The organism is Mucilaginibacter mali (assembly GCF_013283875.1).
In the GTDB taxonomy this organism is placed as follows: domain Bacteria; phylum Bacteroidota; class Bacteroidia; order Sphingobacteriales; family Sphingobacteriaceae; genus Mucilaginibacter; species Mucilaginibacter mali.
Genome location: NZ_CP054139.1, coordinates 50,221 through 69,185 on the forward strand (window position 1 = coordinate 50,221; position 18,965 = coordinate 69,185).

General features: G+C 47.6%; 15 protein-coding genes. 6 read left to right on the plus strand and 9 right to left on the minus strand.

Annotated features, from left to right (window positions below; all coding sequences use genetic code 11):
* The first annotated feature begins 6 nt into the window (after nucleotides 1-6).
* Nucleotides 7-1,668 (plus strand): hypothetical protein, encoded by a 1,662-nt coding sequence (locus HQ865_RS00285; RefSeq protein WP_173412962.1) that lies wholly within the window; start codon nucleotides 7-9, stop codon nucleotides 1,666-1,668.
* A 206-nt stretch (nucleotides 1,669-1,874) separates the two neighbouring features.
* Here the strand turns inward: HQ865_RS00285 and dxs are convergent, their stop codons facing one another.
* Nucleotides 1,875-3,803 (minus strand): 1-deoxy-D-xylulose-5-phosphate synthase, encoded by a 1,929-nt coding sequence (gene dxs, locus HQ865_RS00290; protein ID WP_173412963.1) that lies wholly within the window; start codon nucleotides 3,801-3,803, stop codon nucleotides 1,875-1,877.
* A gap of 137 nt (nucleotides 3,804-3,940) precedes the next feature.
* On the opposite strand from dxs, the gene HQ865_RS00295 reads away from it, so the two are divergent.
* The 3 genes from HQ865_RS00295 to HQ865_RS00305 all read left to right on the plus strand — a co-directional run bounded on the left by HQ865_RS00295 (nucleotide 3,941) and on the right by HQ865_RS00305 (nucleotide 9,206).
* Nucleotides 3,941-4,702 carry a segregation and condensation protein A gene (locus HQ865_RS00295; RefSeq protein ID WP_173412964.1) on the plus strand — a complete coding sequence of 254 codons (762 nt, stop codon included), beginning with the start codon at nucleotides 3,941-3,943 and terminating at the stop codon, nucleotides 4,700-4,702.
* 97 nt (nucleotides 4,703-4,799) lie between these two features.
* Nucleotides 4,800-6,071 (plus strand): serine hydroxymethyltransferase, encoded by a 1,272-nt coding sequence (locus HQ865_RS00300; RefSeq protein WP_173412965.1) that lies wholly within the window; start codon nucleotides 4,800-4,802, stop codon nucleotides 6,069-6,071.
* 9 nt (nucleotides 6,072-6,080) lie between these two features.
* Nucleotides 6,081-9,206, plus strand: a complete 3,126-nt coding sequence (locus HQ865_RS00305; RefSeq protein WP_173412966.1) for a PAS domain S-box protein — start codon at nucleotides 6,081-6,083, stop codon at nucleotides 9,204-9,206.
* A gap of 384 nt (nucleotides 9,207-9,590) precedes the next feature.
* Here HQ865_RS00305 and HQ865_RS00310 read toward each other — a convergent pair whose 3' ends face one another.
* A complete protein-coding gene (locus tag HQ865_RS00310; protein ID WP_202020478.1) occupies nucleotides 9,591-10,772 on the minus strand; it encodes an asparagine synthetase B in 1,182 nt (393 codons plus the stop codon).
* Between the two features lie 438 nt (nucleotides 10,773-11,210).
* On the opposite strand from HQ865_RS00310, the gene HQ865_RS00315 reads away from it, so the two are divergent.
* Nucleotides 11,211-11,588, plus strand: coding sequence for a hypothetical protein (locus tag HQ865_RS00315; RefSeq protein WP_173412967.1), 378 nt, complete (start codon nucleotides 11,211-11,213; stop codon nucleotides 11,586-11,588).
* A 111-nt stretch (nucleotides 11,589-11,699) separates the two neighbouring features.
* On the opposite strand, the gene HQ865_RS00320 is transcribed toward HQ865_RS00315, so the two are convergent.
* From HQ865_RS00320 to HQ865_RS00350, 7 genes are all read right to left on the minus strand, one after another.
* Entirely contained in the window at nucleotides 11,700-14,414 is a 2,715-nt protein-coding gene (locus tag HQ865_RS00320) for a TonB-dependent receptor plug domain-containing protein (RefSeq protein WP_173412968.1), read from the minus strand.
* Nucleotides 14,415-14,612: 198 nt separating this feature from the next.
* Nucleotides 14,613-15,635 carry an LLM class flavin-dependent oxidoreductase gene (locus tag HQ865_RS00325; RefSeq protein WP_173412969.1) on the minus strand — a complete coding sequence of 341 codons (1,023 nt, stop codon included), beginning with the start codon at nucleotides 15,633-15,635 and terminating at the stop codon, nucleotides 14,613-14,615.
* Between the two features lie 414 nt (nucleotides 15,636-16,049).
* Complete coding sequence (locus tag HQ865_RS00330; protein ID WP_173412970.1) at nucleotides 16,050-16,271, minus strand: hypothetical protein; 222 nt, start codon at nucleotides 16,269-16,271, stop codon at nucleotides 16,050-16,052.
* The gene (locus HQ865_RS00335; protein WP_173412971.1) at nucleotides 16,261-16,857 is read right to left on the minus strand and encodes a hypothetical protein; all 597 of its coding nucleotides are present in this window, start codon (nucleotides 16,855-16,857) and stop codon (nucleotides 16,261-16,263) included. Before HQ865_RS00335 ends, HQ865_RS00330 begins: the two co-directional genes overlap by 11 nt.
* A complete protein-coding gene (locus HQ865_RS00340) occupies nucleotides 16,841-17,317 on the minus strand; it encodes an RNA polymerase sigma factor (protein ID WP_173412972.1) in 477 nt (158 codons plus the stop codon). The genes HQ865_RS00335 and HQ865_RS00340 overlap by 17 nt, the downstream gene beginning before the upstream one ends.
* Before the next feature lie 152 nt (nucleotides 17,318-17,469).
* Entirely contained in the window at nucleotides 17,470-17,916 is a 447-nt protein-coding gene (locus HQ865_RS00345) for a type II toxin-antitoxin system VapC family toxin (protein WP_237073676.1), read from the minus strand.
* Complete coding sequence (locus HQ865_RS00350; RefSeq protein WP_173412973.1) at nucleotides 17,913-18,140, minus strand: hypothetical protein; 228 nt, start codon at nucleotides 18,138-18,140, stop codon at nucleotides 17,913-17,915. The genes HQ865_RS00345 and HQ865_RS00350 overlap by 4 nt, the downstream gene beginning before the upstream one ends.
* A gap of 381 nt (nucleotides 18,141-18,521) precedes the next feature.
* Between HQ865_RS00350 and HQ865_RS00355 the strand changes: the two genes are divergently transcribed.
* Complete coding sequence (locus HQ865_RS00355) at nucleotides 18,522-18,950, plus strand: DUF1801 domain-containing protein (protein WP_173412974.1); 429 nt, start codon at nucleotides 18,522-18,524, stop codon at nucleotides 18,948-18,950.
* Nucleotides 18,951-18,965: the final 15 nt, after the last annotated feature.

Below are 18,965 nucleotides of genomic sequence, written 5' to 3' on the forward strand. Positions count from 1 at the left end.
ACAGTGATGAAAAGATTTATAACAAAATATTATTTCCTGCCGGCAATAGCGTTGCTTACGTTAGTTTCGGTAGTAGCGGTTAGATGTAAAAAGCCGACGGATGGTATCAACATCAACGTAAATACATCAAATTTATTCCATTATACAGCATTAGTGCAAATTGTTGACCCAAGCGGCAACGTACCTAATGGCCTTTCTGTAGCGCTGACTGGTGCCAATGCTGCTGCTATATATGGTATTGACGGACGTAAAGCACTATCGGCTCCTGCTGGTATTATCTCGATTGCAGTACACCCTAAAATGGAACCTACTGCTACAAGCCCTTTAAAATTTAACCTGGTTGTTACAGGTGCAGGTTACCTGCCATTAACTATTCCGGTAACAATCAGTACGTCGCAACCTAACCAGGTAATTAAAGCCAATATCCTTAACCTGGTTGTGCCTACCGCTGGTGTTGCTACAACAACTACTACTTCTAACACAGTTGCTGCAGGTACCGTAACAGCGCCCATTACTATTGCTACAACACCTTCAGGCGGTCCGGAAGCTACGTCGGTTACTATACCAGCGGGTACCAAGTTACAGGATGCTGCCGGTAATACCGTTGCAGGAAATAGTGTGGCTTTGAATGTAAATAACTTTAATACCTCACAGCAAACTGCTGTTAACCTGTTCCCGGGCGGCTCATTAGCAGCGGCTAATATCTCTGGTGGTACATCATCTTCGGGTGTATTTATGCCTGCAGGTTTTGCAAACGTTACCATGACTGTTAATGGTACAGAGATCAAGAAATTCAGTTCACCGATCAACATTACCATGACGCTTGACCCGGCATATAAAAACCCAAGCACCGGTACCCTTATTGCTCCGGGCCAAACAATGGGCCTTTACAGCTACGATACCGGTACAGGCCAATGGCAATTTGAAACAAATGTTACTGTAGGCGGTACAGCTGCTGCTCCAACAGTTACGTTTACTACAAGCCACTTAACTGTATTCTCGATAGGTGCTTTGCAAGTAGCTTTAAACAGACTTACGTTATCGTTCATAGCATCATGGCTTACTACAGATGTAGTGGCGAACATTCGCGTTATCGCGGCGGTTACTAATGGTCCGGCTTACAATATTTATGATCAAACAGCTTCAATTGATTTGACTAACCTGACAGTAAACATTGATGGACAGATACCCACTCCAACAGCTACTAATAGCATCTCGCTTACATTCCTTAGTTCTACGGGTACAATTTTAGCAACCGCAACTGTTGCACCCGGCACTACTAGTCTTACTGTAACGCTGGCTTCTCCTCCTCTTGGTCCTATAACCGATTTGTTCCTGCAACTTGATTGCGCTGGTGCCGGAAGCTCTAAAGTAGGCATATTCACACCTCCTGATTTTTACCTGCTGTACAAACCAACAGGTGCACCTGTTACCAGCTACCAGATATTAGGCCAGGTACAAGGCGGGCACTTAATTACCCAGCAGTTGTTGGCTACCCAAAACTATGACTTTAAAGCTTCTTTGAATCAAAGTGTTAAAGAGGTAATTAATCATAACATCAGCGAAAATACTTCGGCTAACCAAACAGTAGGAGGCTCTTTCAACGGTACTAAAGTGCCTACACAAAATAAACTTGATATTCAATCTTTGTGTAATACACTACCATAGTATTTGAAATTAAGGTAAATAACATAAGGCCCCGGTTTGTTAATCAAACCGGGGCCTTTTTTTGTGATAAAAAAATTAATAACGCACCGCATTTTGCTAAACAGCAAAACACAGATCACTACAGGCTAATGAAAATCAAACGGGAAGGATGAATCTGTATGAAGATGTGGGGTAAGAGAAGTCCGGCTACCTTTTAGCCTGATAATTTACGATGCAATAATATGCGCGTTAGCCTTCATGCCGAAAGCCTCTACAGCCTTTACAATAGCAGCGGCATCGTAACCGCAATCAGCCCAAAGTTCGGGTTGTTCGCCGTGTTCGATCACCATATCGGGGATACCCAGGCGGGTAACCTGTGCCTGGTAATTATTATCGGCCATAAACTCAAGTATAGCGCTGCCCATGCCGCCTTCTAAGCAACCATCTTCAACGGTGATGATCTTGCTGTACTTTTTAAATACTTCGTGCAGTAAAGCCTGGTCAAGCGGTTTAACAAAGCGCATGTCGTAATGGGCCGGATATAATCCATCGGCATTTAACTGGGCCAAAGCCTTTGTGGCTTCGTTACCAATGGCGCCAATTGTTAGTATAGCAACTTCCTCGCCATCGCATATTTTGCGGCCCTTGCCAACCGGGATAGCCTTGAACGGGCGTTTCCAATCGACCATGACGCCATTGCCCCTCGGGTAACGGATCACAAACGGACCGGCATTATCCAATTGAGCAGTATACATCAGGTTGCGCAATTCTTCCTCGTTCATAGGTGATGATACCACCAGATTAGGAATGCAGCGCATATAAGCCAGATCGTAAGCGCCGTGGTGCGTACCACCATCGGCACCGGCTAAACCGGCCCGGTCGAGGCAAAATACCACGTTAAGCTTTTGGATGGCTACGTCATGTATCACCTGGTCGTAAGCCCGCTGCATAAAGCTGGAGTAGATATTACAGAATGGGGTTAAACCCTGTGTTGCTAATCCGGCCGAGAACGTTACGGCATGCTGTTCGGCAATACCTACGTCGAAAGCGCGCTTTGGCATCGCCTTCATCATCAGGTTAAGCGAACTACCCGACGGCATGGCCGGGGTGATGCCCATTATTTTTGAATTTTGCTCGGCCAGTTCAATAATAGTATGCCCAAACACATCCTGGAATTTAGGGGGCTGGGGTTTATCATAAGTAGCTTTTTTGATCTCACCGGTTATCTTATCAAACAAGCCCGGAGCGTGCCATTTGGTCTGATCTTTTTCGGCCAGCGCATAACCTTTACCTTTTACGGTAACGCAGTGCAGCAGCTTTGGGCCGGGGATATCTCGCAGATCGCGCAGCACTTTCACCAAATGTTTTACATCGTGGCCATCAATCGGGCCAAAATACCTGAATTTTAAAGCCTCGAAGAAATTGCTTTGTTTAAGCAAGGTACCTTTAATGCTTTTCTCTATTTTCTTGGCGATTTTAAACGCATCGGGGCCAACAGATGATAGCTTGCCCAGTACGTAAGCCATATCGTCTCTGAAACGGTTATATGACTTAGAAGTAGTGATATCTGCAAGATATTCTTTCAAGGCACCCACATTAGGATCTATCGACATGTTATTGTCGTTCAGGATCACCAGGATGTTCGAATTTTCGATACCCGCGTGGTTCAGCGCCTCGAAAGCCATACCGGCACCCATCGATCCATCGCCGATAACGGCCACGTGCTGACGGTCGGTTTCGCCTTTATATTGCGATGCTACGGCCATGCCTAATGCTGCCGAGATGGAAGTAGAGGAATGGCCTACGCCAAAGGTATCATATTCGCTTTCCGAACGTTTGGGGAACCCGCTGATGCCGCCATGCATACGGTTGGTATGGAAAACATCGCGGCGGCCGGTTAATATTTTATGGCCATAGGCCTGGTGGCCTACGTCCCACACTAACTGATCGTAAGGGGTGTTTAAAACATAGTGCAGGGCAACGGTTAATTCAACCACGCCCAGGCTGGCCGCAAAGTGGCCGCCGTTTACCGATACCACATCAATAATATACTGGCGTAACTCCTGCGATATGCGCTCCAGATCTTCTTCGCCAAAGCGCTTTAAATCAGAGGGTTGATTTATTGTTTGCAAAAGTTTGCCTGCGGGTACCTGCATGGAAATTAACGTCGGATAATTAGCTTACAAAGTAATGGAATTTATATGGAAAAATCCACCGCCAGAGTGGTTAATTATTGTTAATTGCGTTATTTATAAGCAATTTAAATTCAATAGCTTATTTTTGAACTTTCTATATGACCGCTCAGGATAGTTTTGAAGTTAAATTGCCCCAGTTTGAGGGCCCATTCGATCTGCTGCTTTTTTTCATCGAGCGCGACGAACTGGACATTCACGACATCTCCATCACCAATATCACCAACGATTTCCTCGACTATATCCACCAGATGACCATCCTGAACATGGAGGTAGCCAGTGAGTTTATTTTTGTGGCCGCCACCCTGATGCGCATCAAAGCCAAAATGTTGTTGCCCCGCTACGAAGCCGATGCCGATGGTAATGAGGTTGACCTGAAAGAAGAGCTGATACGCAAACTGGTTGAGTACAAAAAAATAAAAGTACTGTGCGATGAACTGCGCCCCTTTGAAGATGAACGCCTTAAGCAGGAAAAGCGCGGCAACATCAAATACGACCTGGAGCAGGTAGAAGAGGTGGTTACGCCGGGCGAAGAACTATCAAGCGTAACGTTGTACAAACTGATGCTCACCTACGAGCGCCTGAACAAGCGCTGGCTTACCCGTGTAGAACCGGTAACGCATACCGTGGTGCAGTACCCCTACACCATCGAAAAGCAGAAGAAAGCGATAAGCGAGCTGCTGCAAATTAACAAGCGCCTTGATTTTAAATCGATAGCCCGCAGTTCGGAAAACAAGGTGCACTTTGTTTACAACTTTTTAGCCGTGCTTGAAATGCTTCAACAAGAACTGATAGATATACAAATAGGCCTTGGCTTTAATAATTTTTGGATAGCGCCGCGCGCGGCGGTGAATAGAGATTAGTGATTGGAGATTAGTAGGAGGATTTTTCAACCTAATCAACTAATCTCTAATTAACTAATCTCTAAATTACTAACTTAGCCCACGATTTTAATAGACTATGAAACGAGATAAACTGATATTTGAATTGTTAGACGAAGAACAGAACAGGCAGGAAGAAGGCCTGGAACTGATAGCTTCGGAAAATTTTGTGAGCAGGCAGGTGATGGAAGCCGCCGGTTCGGTAGCAACCAATAAATATGCCGAGGGCCTGCCCGGCAAACGCTACTATGGCGGTTGCCAGATTGTTGACGAAATTGAAACAATTGCCATCGACCGTGCAAAACAACTGTTCAATGCCGAGTGGGTGAACGTGCAGCCACATAGCGGCGCGCAGGCCAACGCGGCAGTAATGCTGGCTTGTTTGCAGCCGGGCGATAAAATATTAGGGTTCGATCTTTCGCATGGCGGCCACCTGACCCACGGCTCGCCGGTAAACTTTTCGGGCAAACTGTACAAGCCGTTCTTTTACGGGGTGGTTAAAGAAACCGGCCGTATTGATTACGAACAACTGAAAGCAACTGCCTTGGCAGAGAAACCAAAAATGATCATCTGCGGTGCTTCGGCTTACTCGCGCGATTGGGATTACGAGTTTATCCGTGCCGTGGCTGATGAAATTGGCGCTTTGGTACTGGCCGATATTTCGCACCCCGCAGGTTTAATTGCCCGTGGTTTATTGACCGATCCGCTGCCACATTGCCATATCGTTACTACAACTACTCATAAAACCCTGCGCGGCCCGCGTGGCGGCCTGATCATGATGGGTAAGGATTTTGAAAACCCATGGGGTTTAAAAACACCCAAAGGTGAGGTAAGGATGATGTCGAACCTGCTGGATATGGCGGTTTTCCCGGGTACACAAGGCGGCCCGCTGGAGCATATTATCGCTGCTAAGGCTGTTGCCTTTGGCGAGGCCTTGAGCGAAGGCTATATGAAATATATTGTTCAGGTGAAAAAGAATGCCGAGGCCATGGCTACCGAACTGGTTGCCCGCGGCTACGATATTATTTCGGGCGGTACAGATAATCACCTGATATTGATCGACTTGCGCAATAAAAATATCAGCGGTAAAGCTGCCGAGGCTGCACTTGGCGTGGCCGATATCACCGTGAACAAAAACATGGTGCCTTTTGATGATAAATCACCATTTGTAACCTCGGGTATCCGTATTGGTACCGCCGCGGTAACCACCCGCGGGATGAAGGAAAAGGAAATGGAAAAGATCATTGAACTGATTGATGGTGTAATTAATGCGCCTGAGGATGAACATTCTTTAAAAAAAATACGTAAACATGTACACTCGTTAACCGAGAAATTCCCATTGTACAAATAAGAAAGCAACGTGTCAGCGCATACCCCTATTCCGGCAGACGAGCAGCAAAGGCTTGAAGCACTAAGATCGTACGAGATACTGGATAGTGCACCGGAAAAGGAATACGACGCGATAACACGACTGGCATCATACATTTGCCAAACCCCTGTGGCGTTGATAACGCTGATAGACGGCGACCGCGAATGGATAAAATCAAGGATCGGTATGGAGCATCAAAATTCGCCCCGTACCGATTCTTTTTGTAACTATACCATCCTTGACAGCGTAGTGATGGAGGTGCCCGATGCTGCCGTTGACGAACGGTTTCATGACCATAAAGCAGTAACCGGCGAGCAGGGTGTCCGTTTTTATGCGGGCGCTCCCCTTATCGACGAGAATGGCTACCGCCTGGGCGCCCTGTGTGTAGTTGACCTTGTACCCCGCAACCTTACCGGCGAACAGCGCGACGCGCTGCAAATACTTGCCGCCGAAGTTATATCGCACCTTACCCTGCGCAAGCAAAAGCGCGAGTTGGAAGCCACAGTGCGTAAACAGGAAGAGTTTTTTAAGCTGTTCAATAATTCGCCGGATATCCATTGCATTATCGATGCTGAAAACAAGATCGAGATGATCAATAACGCGGTTACGCCCATTTTGGGTTACGAGCCGCACGAGGCCATCGGGATGCCGGTATGGCATTTCTTCAACAGCCATATCGATCTGCAAAAACTGGTTAATTTAATAGAGCAGCCTGATAAATATAAATCGGCAGAGATCGAATCGGAAATTGCCAGCCGCGCCGGCGAAATACGCTGGATCTGCTGGTCGGTAAGTATGAAGGATAATAAATGGTATACCAGCGGCCGCGATATCACCTATCAAAAGAAACTACTTGCCGAACTGGAGCAACTATCGCTGGTAGCCAATAAGATAGATAATGGCGTGGCCATTATGGATAAAAATAACAAGGCGGTTTGGATAAACAGGGCCTTTACTACCATTACCGGTTTTGAAATTGGCGAAGTGCACGGACTGGAATTAAGCCAGGTGTTAGGAGGTGATTATGACGACCCCGTAATCTTAGCCAAAATAAATGGCCTGCTGAAAGAAAAGAGATCCTTTGAAATAGAACTGCAAATACAAACTAAGGATTGCAGAACGCTTTGGATATCATTTGGCAGTACAGTTGTGCTGGATGAGGAGGGAAATATCGATAAATACATCAAGATATTAATTGACATCACCGCCCGCAAAAATGCCGAACACGATCTGAATATCCTTTCATTCGCGGCACGTAAATCGCCAAGCGGCTTCCTGGTGCGCGATAAGGATTCGAAAGTTACCTGGATGAACGAGGCTTTTGAAAACATTACCGGCTACACACTTAATGAAATGCAGGGCAAGGCCTTTGGCAGCATGCTGATAGGCGAACAAAGCGACCTGGGTGTATTTGAAAAAGCGATTGAACTTACCAGGCAGCATAAGCCTTACGAGGTGGAAATGCTGATCTACAAAAAAGACCGCACCCCTATTTGGGTGTATCTTTCAAACAGCCCGCTGTTTAACGAGGCCGGGCAACTGGAACGCCAGATTGGCGTAATGGTGGATATTACTGAACGGAAACAGCAGGAACAGCAGGTAAAACTACTATCGCTGGTGGCCAGTAACTCGGTAAGCGGGGTGGTTATTAACGACGCTGTTGGCCATGTAGAATGGGTGAACGATGCCTTTACACGCATTACCGGCTATACACTAAAGGATGTAAAGGATTATCACCTGGGCGATGTGCTGAAAGGCGAACTGACCGATGTAAGCATCATCGAGAAAACCCGTGAATTATCAAAAAATAAGCAATCGTTTGAGGTTGATCTGTTGGTATACCGTAAAGACGGGCAGCCGCTGTGGCTATCGGTTATTAACTCGGTGATAGTGAACGCCAGCGGACAGGTTGAAAAATATATAGAGGTACTGATTGACATTACCGCCAAAAAGAAGGCCGAACTGGAACTGATAGCCGCCAAGGAGGAAGCCCTGCAACTGGGCCGCGCCAAGGAGATGTTCATATCGGTAATGAGCCATGAGATACGTACGCCGCTGAACGCGGTGATCGGTATATCGCACCTGTTGCTAAAGGATAATGCCCTGGCCGCGCAGAAGGAAAATTTGAACGTGCTGAAATTCTCGGCCGATAACCTGATGATGCTGATAAACGATGTGCTTGACTTTACCAAGATGGAAACCGGTAACGTTCAGCTGGAAAAGGCCAACATCAACCTGCGCGAAATTGTGCAGGGTGTGGTTGCAACCATGCAGTTTAAGGCGGTTGAGAAAGGCATATACGTTAAGCAGCACATAGATAAAGGCATCCCCGAAGAAGTGGTTGGCGATAGCGCGCGCCTGGTGCAAATATTGCTTAACCTGGCCAGCAACGCCGTTAAATTTACCAATGAAGGCGGCATCAGTATAGATTTGAAGCTGGTAGAACAGTCATCTGAAAGTATAAGGATACGATTTGGCGTAACAGATACTGGAATAGGTATTGCACCCGAGAAGATTAACACTATATTTGAGCTGTGGAAACAGGCCGAGGCAGACACTACCCGCAAATATGGCGGTACAGGTTTGGGTTTGGCAATAAGTAAACGTTTGGTCACACTGCACGATTCGAGGATAAATGTGGATAGTGTTGTAGGGCAGGGGTCAACGTTTTGGTTCACGATATCTTTTAAAAAGACTATTGATCACTTAGTAATCAAGAAAAATAAAGTGGAAGAAGGACTGAAAATACATGCGTTGGTGGTAGACGATAACCAGATAAACCGCCTGCTTATTAATAAAGTGCTAAAAAAATGGGGCGCTACTGCCGATTTTGCCGAGAACGGGCAGGAAGCCGTAGATAAAATAAAAGAGAACCGCAACTACGATGTGGTATTGATGGATATCCACATGCCAATAATGGGCGGTTTGGAAGCTACACAAGTAGTAAGGGCCATCCCCGAAGCTTATTACCAGCAATTACCTATCATCGCGCTTACCGCATCGATGCTTAACAGCCAGATGGACCAGATTGGTGGCGCCGGCATGAACGACTACGTGCTGAAGCCGTTTGACCCCAAAACATTGTTCGAAAAACTGAGCCGCTACCAAAAGCAGTAAAATAAAAAAGGCAGGGTATTTTTCAATAAACCTGCCTTAACCAATTATAATTAAACGCTCCTGAGTACTTTTACGAGAATTGTTTTTAAAAGGTTTCGATTTTTTTTAATTATTATTTAAAATATTTCGGGGCTCTTCTACCCGTATTGCTAAGCGATAGCGAAGCATCCCAAACTTTCCATTGTCGCCCAAATCGGGGATTCTTCGCTATCGCTCAGAATGATAGTTTGTTTTTCCGCTGAAGCCTCACCCTACCCTCTCCAGAGGAGAGGGTTCCAAAGTCTCCCCCTTTGGGGGAGATTTAGAGGGGGCTTTCATCGGCATGTCATAAAAACCATTAGAGGCCGCCGGGATTATATTACTCAGAATGACAGTTTGGGAAAATCAGGTCTTCTGCTTTTTCTTTTTAGCAGCCGGGAAAAGTACATTATTCAATATCAGGCGATAGCCTGGTGAATTGGGGTGCAATTTCAGGTCGGTTGGCGGGTCGCCTACCTGGTGCTGGTAATCTTCGGGGTCGTGGCCGCCGTAAAAGGTCCACTGGCCTTTGCCGTATTCGCCGTGGATGTAGCGGGCCTCGTTGCCGGTTTTCATTTCGCCCATAATGGTAACGCCAGGCTTGATGAGGCTTTTGTTGAAGGCGGTAGTAAGGCCCATAAAACCTTTGATCACCTTATCGTGGTTTTGGGTTAGCATGCTGGGCACCACATCCCACTTGGCCGAAAAATCAAACAGGGTGAAGAAATCGCGGGTGCGGTCTACCTGGCGCGAGCGGGTTACGTCAATATTACTGAACCTGTTAGACATCGGGTTCATATCTACAGTAAAATTCTGAAAAGCGAAGGTTTCACTAAAATCCAGTTTGGATTGCGCGTCGGGATCGGCGCCATCGCCATCAAACATGCCCTCGCAAATATCGGTATTGGCCGCGGCCAGGGCTATATCAAACGTATCCGTACCCGAACACATGGCGAACAGGAAGCCTCCATTGCCACAAAAATCGCGGATGTGGCGGGCTACATCCAGTTTCATTTTTGATACCTTTTGGTAACCCAGTTTATGCGCTACGGCCTCGTTATTACGCACATCATCAATATACCATTGCTGAAAACGAAAGCCATTGAAAAATTTGCTGTACTGACCGGTAAAGTCCTCGTGGTGCAGGTGCAGCCAATCGTATTTGCCCAGATCGCCGCGCAGCACTTCTTCATCGTAAAGCAAATCGTAAGGGATCTCGGCATATTTTAGCACCATGGTAACGGCATCGTCCCAGGGCAGGATGCTTTTGGGGGCGTATACCGCCATGCGCGGGGCCTTTTCCAGCTTCACGATATCCATATTTACCGATGGATCGCTCACTTCTGTCATGATCTCGTTTACCTTGGCATCGGCAATTACCTCGTAGCTTACACCACGGATCTTGCATTCGTCTTCCACCTGCTTATCATACTTCAGCATAAAGCTGCCGCCGCGGTAGTTTAGCAGCCAGTCAACCTCCTCGCCCTTTTGCAAAGTCCAGAAGGCTATACCGTACGATTTCAGGTGATCCTTCTGCGCCTCGTCCATAGGCAGCAGCAGCGAAGCCGCGCGTGAACCGGCAGCCATAAGCATCAGCAGAATAAATAAAATACTTTTGGGTAACCGCATAGTTTATCAAAAATAACGAATTGCATCGGAAAGTTATTATAGTGCTACGGGTAATATTCGCAAACCGTCAATTGCGGGGTACGAAGCAATCTCCAAGCATGTTAGGTCTGTACAACTATGATCGATTAGTGTTGTTATTAATGTCAGTCTGCTCATAGCCGCAGGGGCCTATTTCTTTTTCTTGATAAAAAGAAACAAAAATCAAGACAGCGCTAATGCTTCCTTTGCCGCACAGGGCCTTTGCCCGCATCAGGCAAAACCACGGTACGCAAGAATTTGCCCCTGCTCGCACACCCGCTATGCCAACGCTTCAGGCAAATCCGCTTCCCTTTCCCTGCCCGCAGGGCCACCATCGTTTTGCCTGATCTTGCCGGAAGCAAACCGCTGTCGGTAGACCCCTCCCAAACCCTCCCCGAGGGGGAGGGCTTCAAAAGCAAATCCGGGCGGAGCAAAGCTCCGCCCGGATTTACCCCCATTCTTCCTTACTTCCCGACAGCAAAACAGCTTCCGGGTGAAAACGAGCAGAACATGGTGGGCTGTGTGGCGGGAAAGGGCATTAGCTTGGTGCCTGAAGCGAAAGCCTGTGGGTGCGAAGCAGGGGCATCAAGGTTCAGCCCTGTGGTTCTGCTTGTTTTGCAGGGCAAAGGCTTTGTGCGGCAAGGAAGCATTTTTGATGTCTTGATTTTTGGTTACTTTTTATCAAGAAAAAGTAACAGCCCACCCGGCGGCGATTGAGCCGGACTGACGTTCATGGTGCACTAACCAACAAAACAAACACTAACCCACTAACGTAGAGATTGCTTCGTTCCTCGCAATGGCGTGGTGGAAAAGGCAGCGACGCCTTAACTACTCCACTTTATACCTATACACCATCCTCCCCAAATTACCATCATTATCAATGCCTTCAACCACTACCCGGTAGGTGCCTTTGGCATCGGCATTAAAAAACTCGAATGATGTTTTGCCGTCCTTGTCGGTTACCAGGTTGGGTTTCCAGCAGATGGTGGTGCGCAGGTCGGCTACACTGGCGTTGGTTTTAGGGTCATCGTACTTAGGGGCATAAAATATCCGCGAGGCATAATAACCTTTAGGCGCATAGGTAGAGATCCCCGGCGCGTAGCGGATATAATTGGTATCGCTGCCGCCACGTTTGGTGGTGATGATCAGTACACCGGCGCCGCCACGACTGCCGTATATCGCTGTGTAACCAATGGTGCGTAAAACTTCTACGCTCTCCACATCCTGCGGGGTTATATTATCCAGTGTAAAATCTTCAGACATGGTCATGCCGTCCAGAACGATGAGCATAGGGGTGTTGGGGCTACGGGTAGAATAGGCCATACCATCGCGAAAAGTAACAAAGTTGGCGCGACCGGTTAAACACATCTCCAGTGTTGGGCAACTGTTCAGCGCGTCGCTTTTAATTACCTGGTCGGCATTGCCGCCACCGTTAAGGTTGTTGGAGTTTTCCATCACCGTTTTCTTTTTTTCAGTAATTACCACCTCTTTAAGGGCGGTCACATGGTCGCCCAGGCCGTATTTTAGCTGCTCGTTATACTGGCTTTTGCTGTTTTGCAGGTAGCCGCTCATAGCGTTGCTTACGCTCACCTGTATATCGGGCGCGTTTTTGTTTTTGCCGGCTGGCAGGGGGCCAACATTATCCAGGAAGATCTCCACATCCTTGCCACCTTTTGGCGTGCGGGCCTGCACCAAAAAGCGCACGCTATCCTTAAATACCAAATTTTTAAAGGCGAACCGCCCCTGATCGTCAGCGATGGAATCCTGCATAAAAAATCCGCCCGAAGTACTGAAGAGCATCACCTTAGCCTTAGCCACCGGCTTGCCGCCGCTGGTTTTAATGGTACCCGATATGGATAATGATTTTTCGGGCTGATAGGCCATCGGTGGGAAAACGTCGTTCAATATCTGTTTCCATGCAAAGCGGCGGTAGCCCTGGGTCAGCATCAGCGCGTCAAGGTTGCCGCGGGTTTCATCGGTGGGGTTGTTAAAATAATAGTTAGGTTTTTCGATATAACCCTTCAGATCGGATGTGAGCAGCAGGTTGCTAAGGATGGTGGTTTCGCTGTTCTCATCTACCGGTACTTTGCTTTCGTCGATTACCGTTGCCGAGAAGCTGCCAATGATAGGCTTATCCGCGGCGTCCTTCGCGTTAAGATCTATCTTCACTTTTTGGCGCGGGGCATAGCTTTGCTTTTCGGTACTCACAGCCAGTTTAAGCAGATCGTTATTTTGTACAAACACCACCCGCTCGTTCAACGGTTCGCCGGTGGCCGAGAACAGCGTAAACTGCACTATGCCGCTGGGAAAACGACTTTTAGGGATAGTGGCTGCGAAACTGGGCTTGGTGATCTTTGTTTTGGCCGCGAAATAAACCTTGCCATTTTGCTGCGCCACCACACTGATCTCGGCATCGCCCTTATCAACAATATCCTGGCTGGCACCGATCTTCATGATCAGGTTGTCGGGATCGTTGCCAACAACACTCAGGGTAAATCCCTTGTCGGTTGCCTGTGGCAGGGCTACGGTGGTCTCGCTGCCATCGGGCAGGGTAACTACGGCTTTGTAGCTTTTGCCGGCTTCGGGCGCCATTACCAGGTAGCCCATGCCAAAATGCGATGCCCCCATGCGTACCACATCGTTATTGGCATTATCTTTTATAATGCCCTTTACATCAACACCCAGTCCATCGGCGCCGGTAGCTTTAAAGCCTATCTTACAACGCAGCCCATTTACCAGGCTGCCCCCCTCGGGGAAGAATTGCACATCTACCTTATTACTTAAAGCCTTTACCGGGAGGGTTTGGGCGGCGGATTTTTTATCGGCGTATTTAATGGTAGTAACAATGCGGCCGCTGTTCAGTGTATTGGGCTGCGGATTGGTAAAGCTGATGTTAAGCACCCCGCCGGCATCGGTAATTCCCTTGCCACGGATGGTGTTTTTAGCATCCAGTTGTACCTCGTAGCTTACCTCCTTACTGGCGTAAGGCGTGCCGTTCAGATCGGTATAGGTGATGGCGGCGCTTACCTTTTGTTGCCCGTTTTGGGTGCTGTACTGGTAAGCCACTTTGGTAAACACGCTATTGTTTACCGCATTGCCAATGGCCAGCGTTTTATCAAAAAAGTATTCGTTACCGGCGTTGCGCATATAATTGGTATAGGCGCGGATGCGGTAGTTGCCGGCATGCAGGCTATCGGGCAGGGCAAAATCGCCCCAGGTAATACCATTGGATACCGGCAGCTTGATGGCCCGTTTAATAGAATCGCGGTCGTCTATCAGTTCTACATTCAGCACCGAACTGAGGGCCGATAACTGATGCTTCTCGCCGATGGTGATATAGGCTTTAAACCACATATCCTCGCCGGCGGCGTAATAGGGTTTATCCATTTGCAGGTAAACCTTTTCCTGCGGGTTATCATCAAGCCATTTGCTTAACTGGGTAACTATCTTTTTTATCGGGTCGTCATCTTTAGGGGCAAAGGCAAACAGTGCCGCGACGCCTAAACAAGCAATAAGGCCGGTAAGTATCTTCTTAGGTTTCATAGGGATATAATAAATACTAAGTTAGATAAAAATAGGGGAGTATTTGTTGGGTAAATGTTTGAGCGTGGGGGGAGTTCATTAAATCTTCATGGAGGGGGGAGGTTGCCATGACATTGCAAGGTTGCAAACCTATGGAGCAAAAACAAGCCTTACGAAGCTTTTAAAACTTCGTAAGGCTTAAATTAAATATCAATAGTATTAACGCCAGCCCAGGCCCGGCGCTACATGTTCTAAAATAGAAGATAACAGGTGGATGTTGTAATCGACACCTAAAGTATTGGGGATGGTTAAAAGCAGCGTGTCCGCTTCCTGTATGGCCTCATCTTCAGCTAATTCTTTAATTAATTGGTCTGGCTCGGCGGCATAACTCCTCCCGAAGACAGCGCGCTGATCGGCTTCTATATAACCAAACTTGTCGGCCCCGTTGCCTTGCTGCCCAAAGTAAAAGCGGTCCTGATCGTTCACCAGTGCAAAAATAGACCGGCTTACCGAAACCCTTGGCTCGCGTTCATGCCCTGCTTTTTTCCATGCCTCTTTGTAAAGCCTGATCTGTTCGGCTTGTTGTATATGGAAAGGCTTGCCGCTTTCATCAAACTTTAAAGTAGAACTTTGCAGGTACATACCATTTTCGGCAGCCCAAACAGCCGTAGCGTTAGATCCGGCCCCCCACCAGATCCGTTCGCGTAGCCCTTCGGCATGTGGTTCCAGGCGCAACAGTCCCGGCGGATTGGGGTACATCGGGTAAGGATTAGGTTCGGCAAAACCAATTCCGTTTAGCCTTTGCAAAAACAGCATGGCATTACGGCGCCCCATTTCGGCATCGGTTTCTCCTTCGGCAGGTTCGTAGCCAAAATAACGCCAGCCATCTATCACCTGCTCCGGCGAACCGCGGCTAATACCCAGTTGCAACCGCCCGCCCGATATAATATCGGCCGCGCCGGCATCTTCCACCATATACAATGGGTTTTCGTAGCGCATATCAATTACGCCGGTACCAATCTCAATGCTGTTTGTTTTAGCACCGATGGCCGATAACAATGGGAAGGGTGATGCTAACTGCGCGGCAAAATGATGCACTCTAAAATAGGCGCCATCTAAACCAATTTCTTCGGCGGCAACGGCCAGATCTATGGATTGCAGCAGCGTATCGCTTGCCGTACGGGTTTTATATGCGGGGTGGTTTGACCAGTGCCCGAAGGATAAAAAACCAATCTTTTTCATAACGCTTTGAGGGTTGATGTGGTAAACTGATGTAAAGATAATCATCATGCAGGCAGAATGCGTGTTTAAACACTTTTTTACATCAGATATGGCGTTGAACCGACAAAAAGCTTCTTTTGCCACATCGGGTAATTTTTTGTGTGATTACGATCGACCATAGCTGAATAGCATACGGACTATTTTTACTCACCCGGTCGTTGCTTCGCCGACCACCCTTTCTCCGCTGTGCGGAAAGAGGGAATGGGTAACCGTAGCGATGGGTTTGAAACCCATCTATGCAAATGCACCACAACTCCTGCCCGCTGCCCCGCGCAGCGGAGAGAGGGCCCACCAGCGTAGCGCGGTGGGGGCGAGTCTGCGTCGCTTTGCTTGTGGTCGATGTTCTGACCGCGCCACATTACCATTTACTGAAGATCACTTCGTCTCACCCTCCTCCCATCGGGCAAAAACGCCTCTGCAAACCCTGCGGCTCTTCACCAGCGCGCCAACCTCCAGTGTAAGGCCAAGCCCCAACATAAACCCCTGCAAAAAATCGGGCCAGTGAAAATACCGGGCCAGCATGGGCCCCGAGGTGGTTAACAGCAGGCCGCTGATGAGCAGCGCCAATGCAGGTTTTGATAGTTGTCTATTCTTCATCTCCTTCAAATTGTTGGGCCAGTTTTTGGTAATGTTCCTTTATGCGGTTTAGCTTGGCGGCGTTTTTGGCAAACAGGCGCGGCCTTACCACAAACCACATCAGCAGCCAGTAGATAACGGTAACAGCGAATAGCACCCCCGTATACAGCGGTCGCCGGGTAGCCGGTTCGTACAGGTATAATATCAGGCCGGTAACAGATAGCGACATGATACGCAGCTGGGTCTTTTTATAATAGCGTAGCTGGTTTTCGCGCGTACGATCGATAAAAGCCCAAAACTCGCGGTTGCTGCAATTATCCAGCTGATTAAAGCGTTTAAGCGAGCGCCAGTTATCTACCGCCAACAGCATGCAGGCGGTGGCGATAAGCGTACCGCCCAGCCAGGTGCTCACCATTTTAGACCCCGACCAGATCATGGTACCAAACATAAATGCAGCGATGAGCGTGGATAAGATGATCACCATCCATTTTTTGCGCACCCGCTCGGTTTGGAACGATTTGACCATCCGCTTCATTTCGCTTGGCGCAGGCAAGTTCGGTGTGCCGGCGCTGTGCCATATGGCCTTTAGTTCATTCAAATTGTCCATACGCTTTAAATTTTTTAGCCAGTTTTTCCTTTATGCGGTGCACCTTAACGCGGATGTTCACATCGCTTAAACCCAGCACCTGCGCTATCTCGGCCTGTGGCATGTCCTCCAGTTCAAGCGATATGATGATGCGTTCGGTCTCGGGTAGTTCGGCTATGCATTTATACAAAAGGGCCAGTTTGTCGTCGGGCGGGGTAGTTTCGGTTGCCGCTAAATGATAGGGCATTTCGCCTGCGGGCATCCGTTTGGCAATCTCCAGCGCGCGCAGGCAATGGTTGGTAGCAATGCGGAAGATCCAGGTACTGACGCGGGCCTCGTTACGGAACGATGACAGGTTGCGCCATACCGAAAAGAAGGTTTCCTGCACCAGGTCCTTGGCCTGGTCGGGGTTGTTGGTATAACCCATACACACGCGATAGATCTGCGGGGCGTACTGCTTATATATGTCGTCGAAGTCCAAGTTTGGGGTAATTTGCGGTTTTAGATACGGGGTGTTTGAAAATGTTACACCCGGCCTATATCACCTCATTATAATGACGAAGACAGCTTTGAAAGAGACGATTTATTTAGCACGGTAAAAATGGTGAGGGCAGTAAATAATGTTAACGGGAATTATCGTAGATCTGCCGGCCTTAATCTTTTCACATCAAAAAATACTTCATGCAGGTGATCGAAATCTCCATCCGTTGTAACCAGCTTTAAACCCAGCAGGGCGGCTGTGGCAGCTATCCACAGGTCGTTCTTGCCCATATTTCGGGCAGTTGTAAAATTATATTCGGTAAATAGTCGATTTCGACGCTGCGAGTAAGCATCTATCTGCGCATAAGTATCTGTTAAATTGTCGCTAATTGTTACGGCTGAAATATCTTCCAGCAAAAGCCCGATTAAATTCAGTCTACGCGGCCCCCAATTATTCTGCAACGCGAATGATTTCAATTCGGCAAGGGCCACTACCGATATATATACCTTCTGATTATCCGGGTTGATCCGTTGAAGTAAACGTAAGGAATTGTCCTTAGCCAAATGGATCAGAATGTTAGTATCAAACAATAAGTTCATTTATTGTTCTTAAGATATTCCAGCGCGGCTTTGGCTTCTTCGTCTGTTAAAAAATCTTCCTTAGGAAGCGCTTTTAGTCGCGCTATCGTGTGCTGGGTATTCTTTCCCAACTGATTTGCAAAAGCAGTAGTGCCGCCGGCAGCAAGGATCTCCGAAACAGAATATGTTTTGATGTTAAATGGACTTTGAGTTTCGCCACCTGTTTTTATATCTGCCTTTCCCATAGTTGATCCTCCTTTTTACAAATTTACTAAATTTTATATTGGTTGAAGCCTTACTTTTCCAGCCAATTTTTTGTATATTGTATCAACACAAATCGTGTACAATCAGCCGATTGTACAATGTTCGCGAAGGCCGTCTTTTCAGGTGAACCTAAAACTCCAAATATAATTTTGTAAAACACGCGTTCCACAAACAATAAAATCAAGCCGTTCTTTGATATCAATGGATAAAAATATGCCCTTACAAAGCGTATGATAAGTTTTTCTGACCTGGTTTGTGATATGGCCGGATAAAAGGCGCAAATACATCAGGCTTTTGAGTGCGTTTTTCAAAAAAGTTTTTGATGATAAGATCGTAGCATCGGCGTAAAGATGAACTGAAATATGCTAACTTACATCAGCAATTTAACCGCCATGACCGTACCCGAATTCATCAGCACCATCCCTGCCGGGCGCCGGCAATTGATAACCGCCCTGCACGAAGCTATTATGGCTAACGATGCCACCGTAGCCCCGGTTATTGAACCGATGATGGGAGTGGAAATGATTATTTATAAAGAGAGGGCTTACATGAAGTATGGCCTGGCCAGCACAAAAAAGTATATGTCGTTGCATTGCCTGCCCATGTATATGAACCCACCGTTACATGCTAAGTTTAGCGCTTTGCTGCCACTGGCTAAATTTCAAAAGGGGTGTATCAATTTTACGGATACTGAAGAAATGCCGGTGGATGCCGTCGCTGCGCTGATCACAGATTGCGCCGGCATCAGCATCGCCGCTTTGCTGGAAGCCCGCAACCGCAAGAAAAAATAGGTTTTCATCACCATA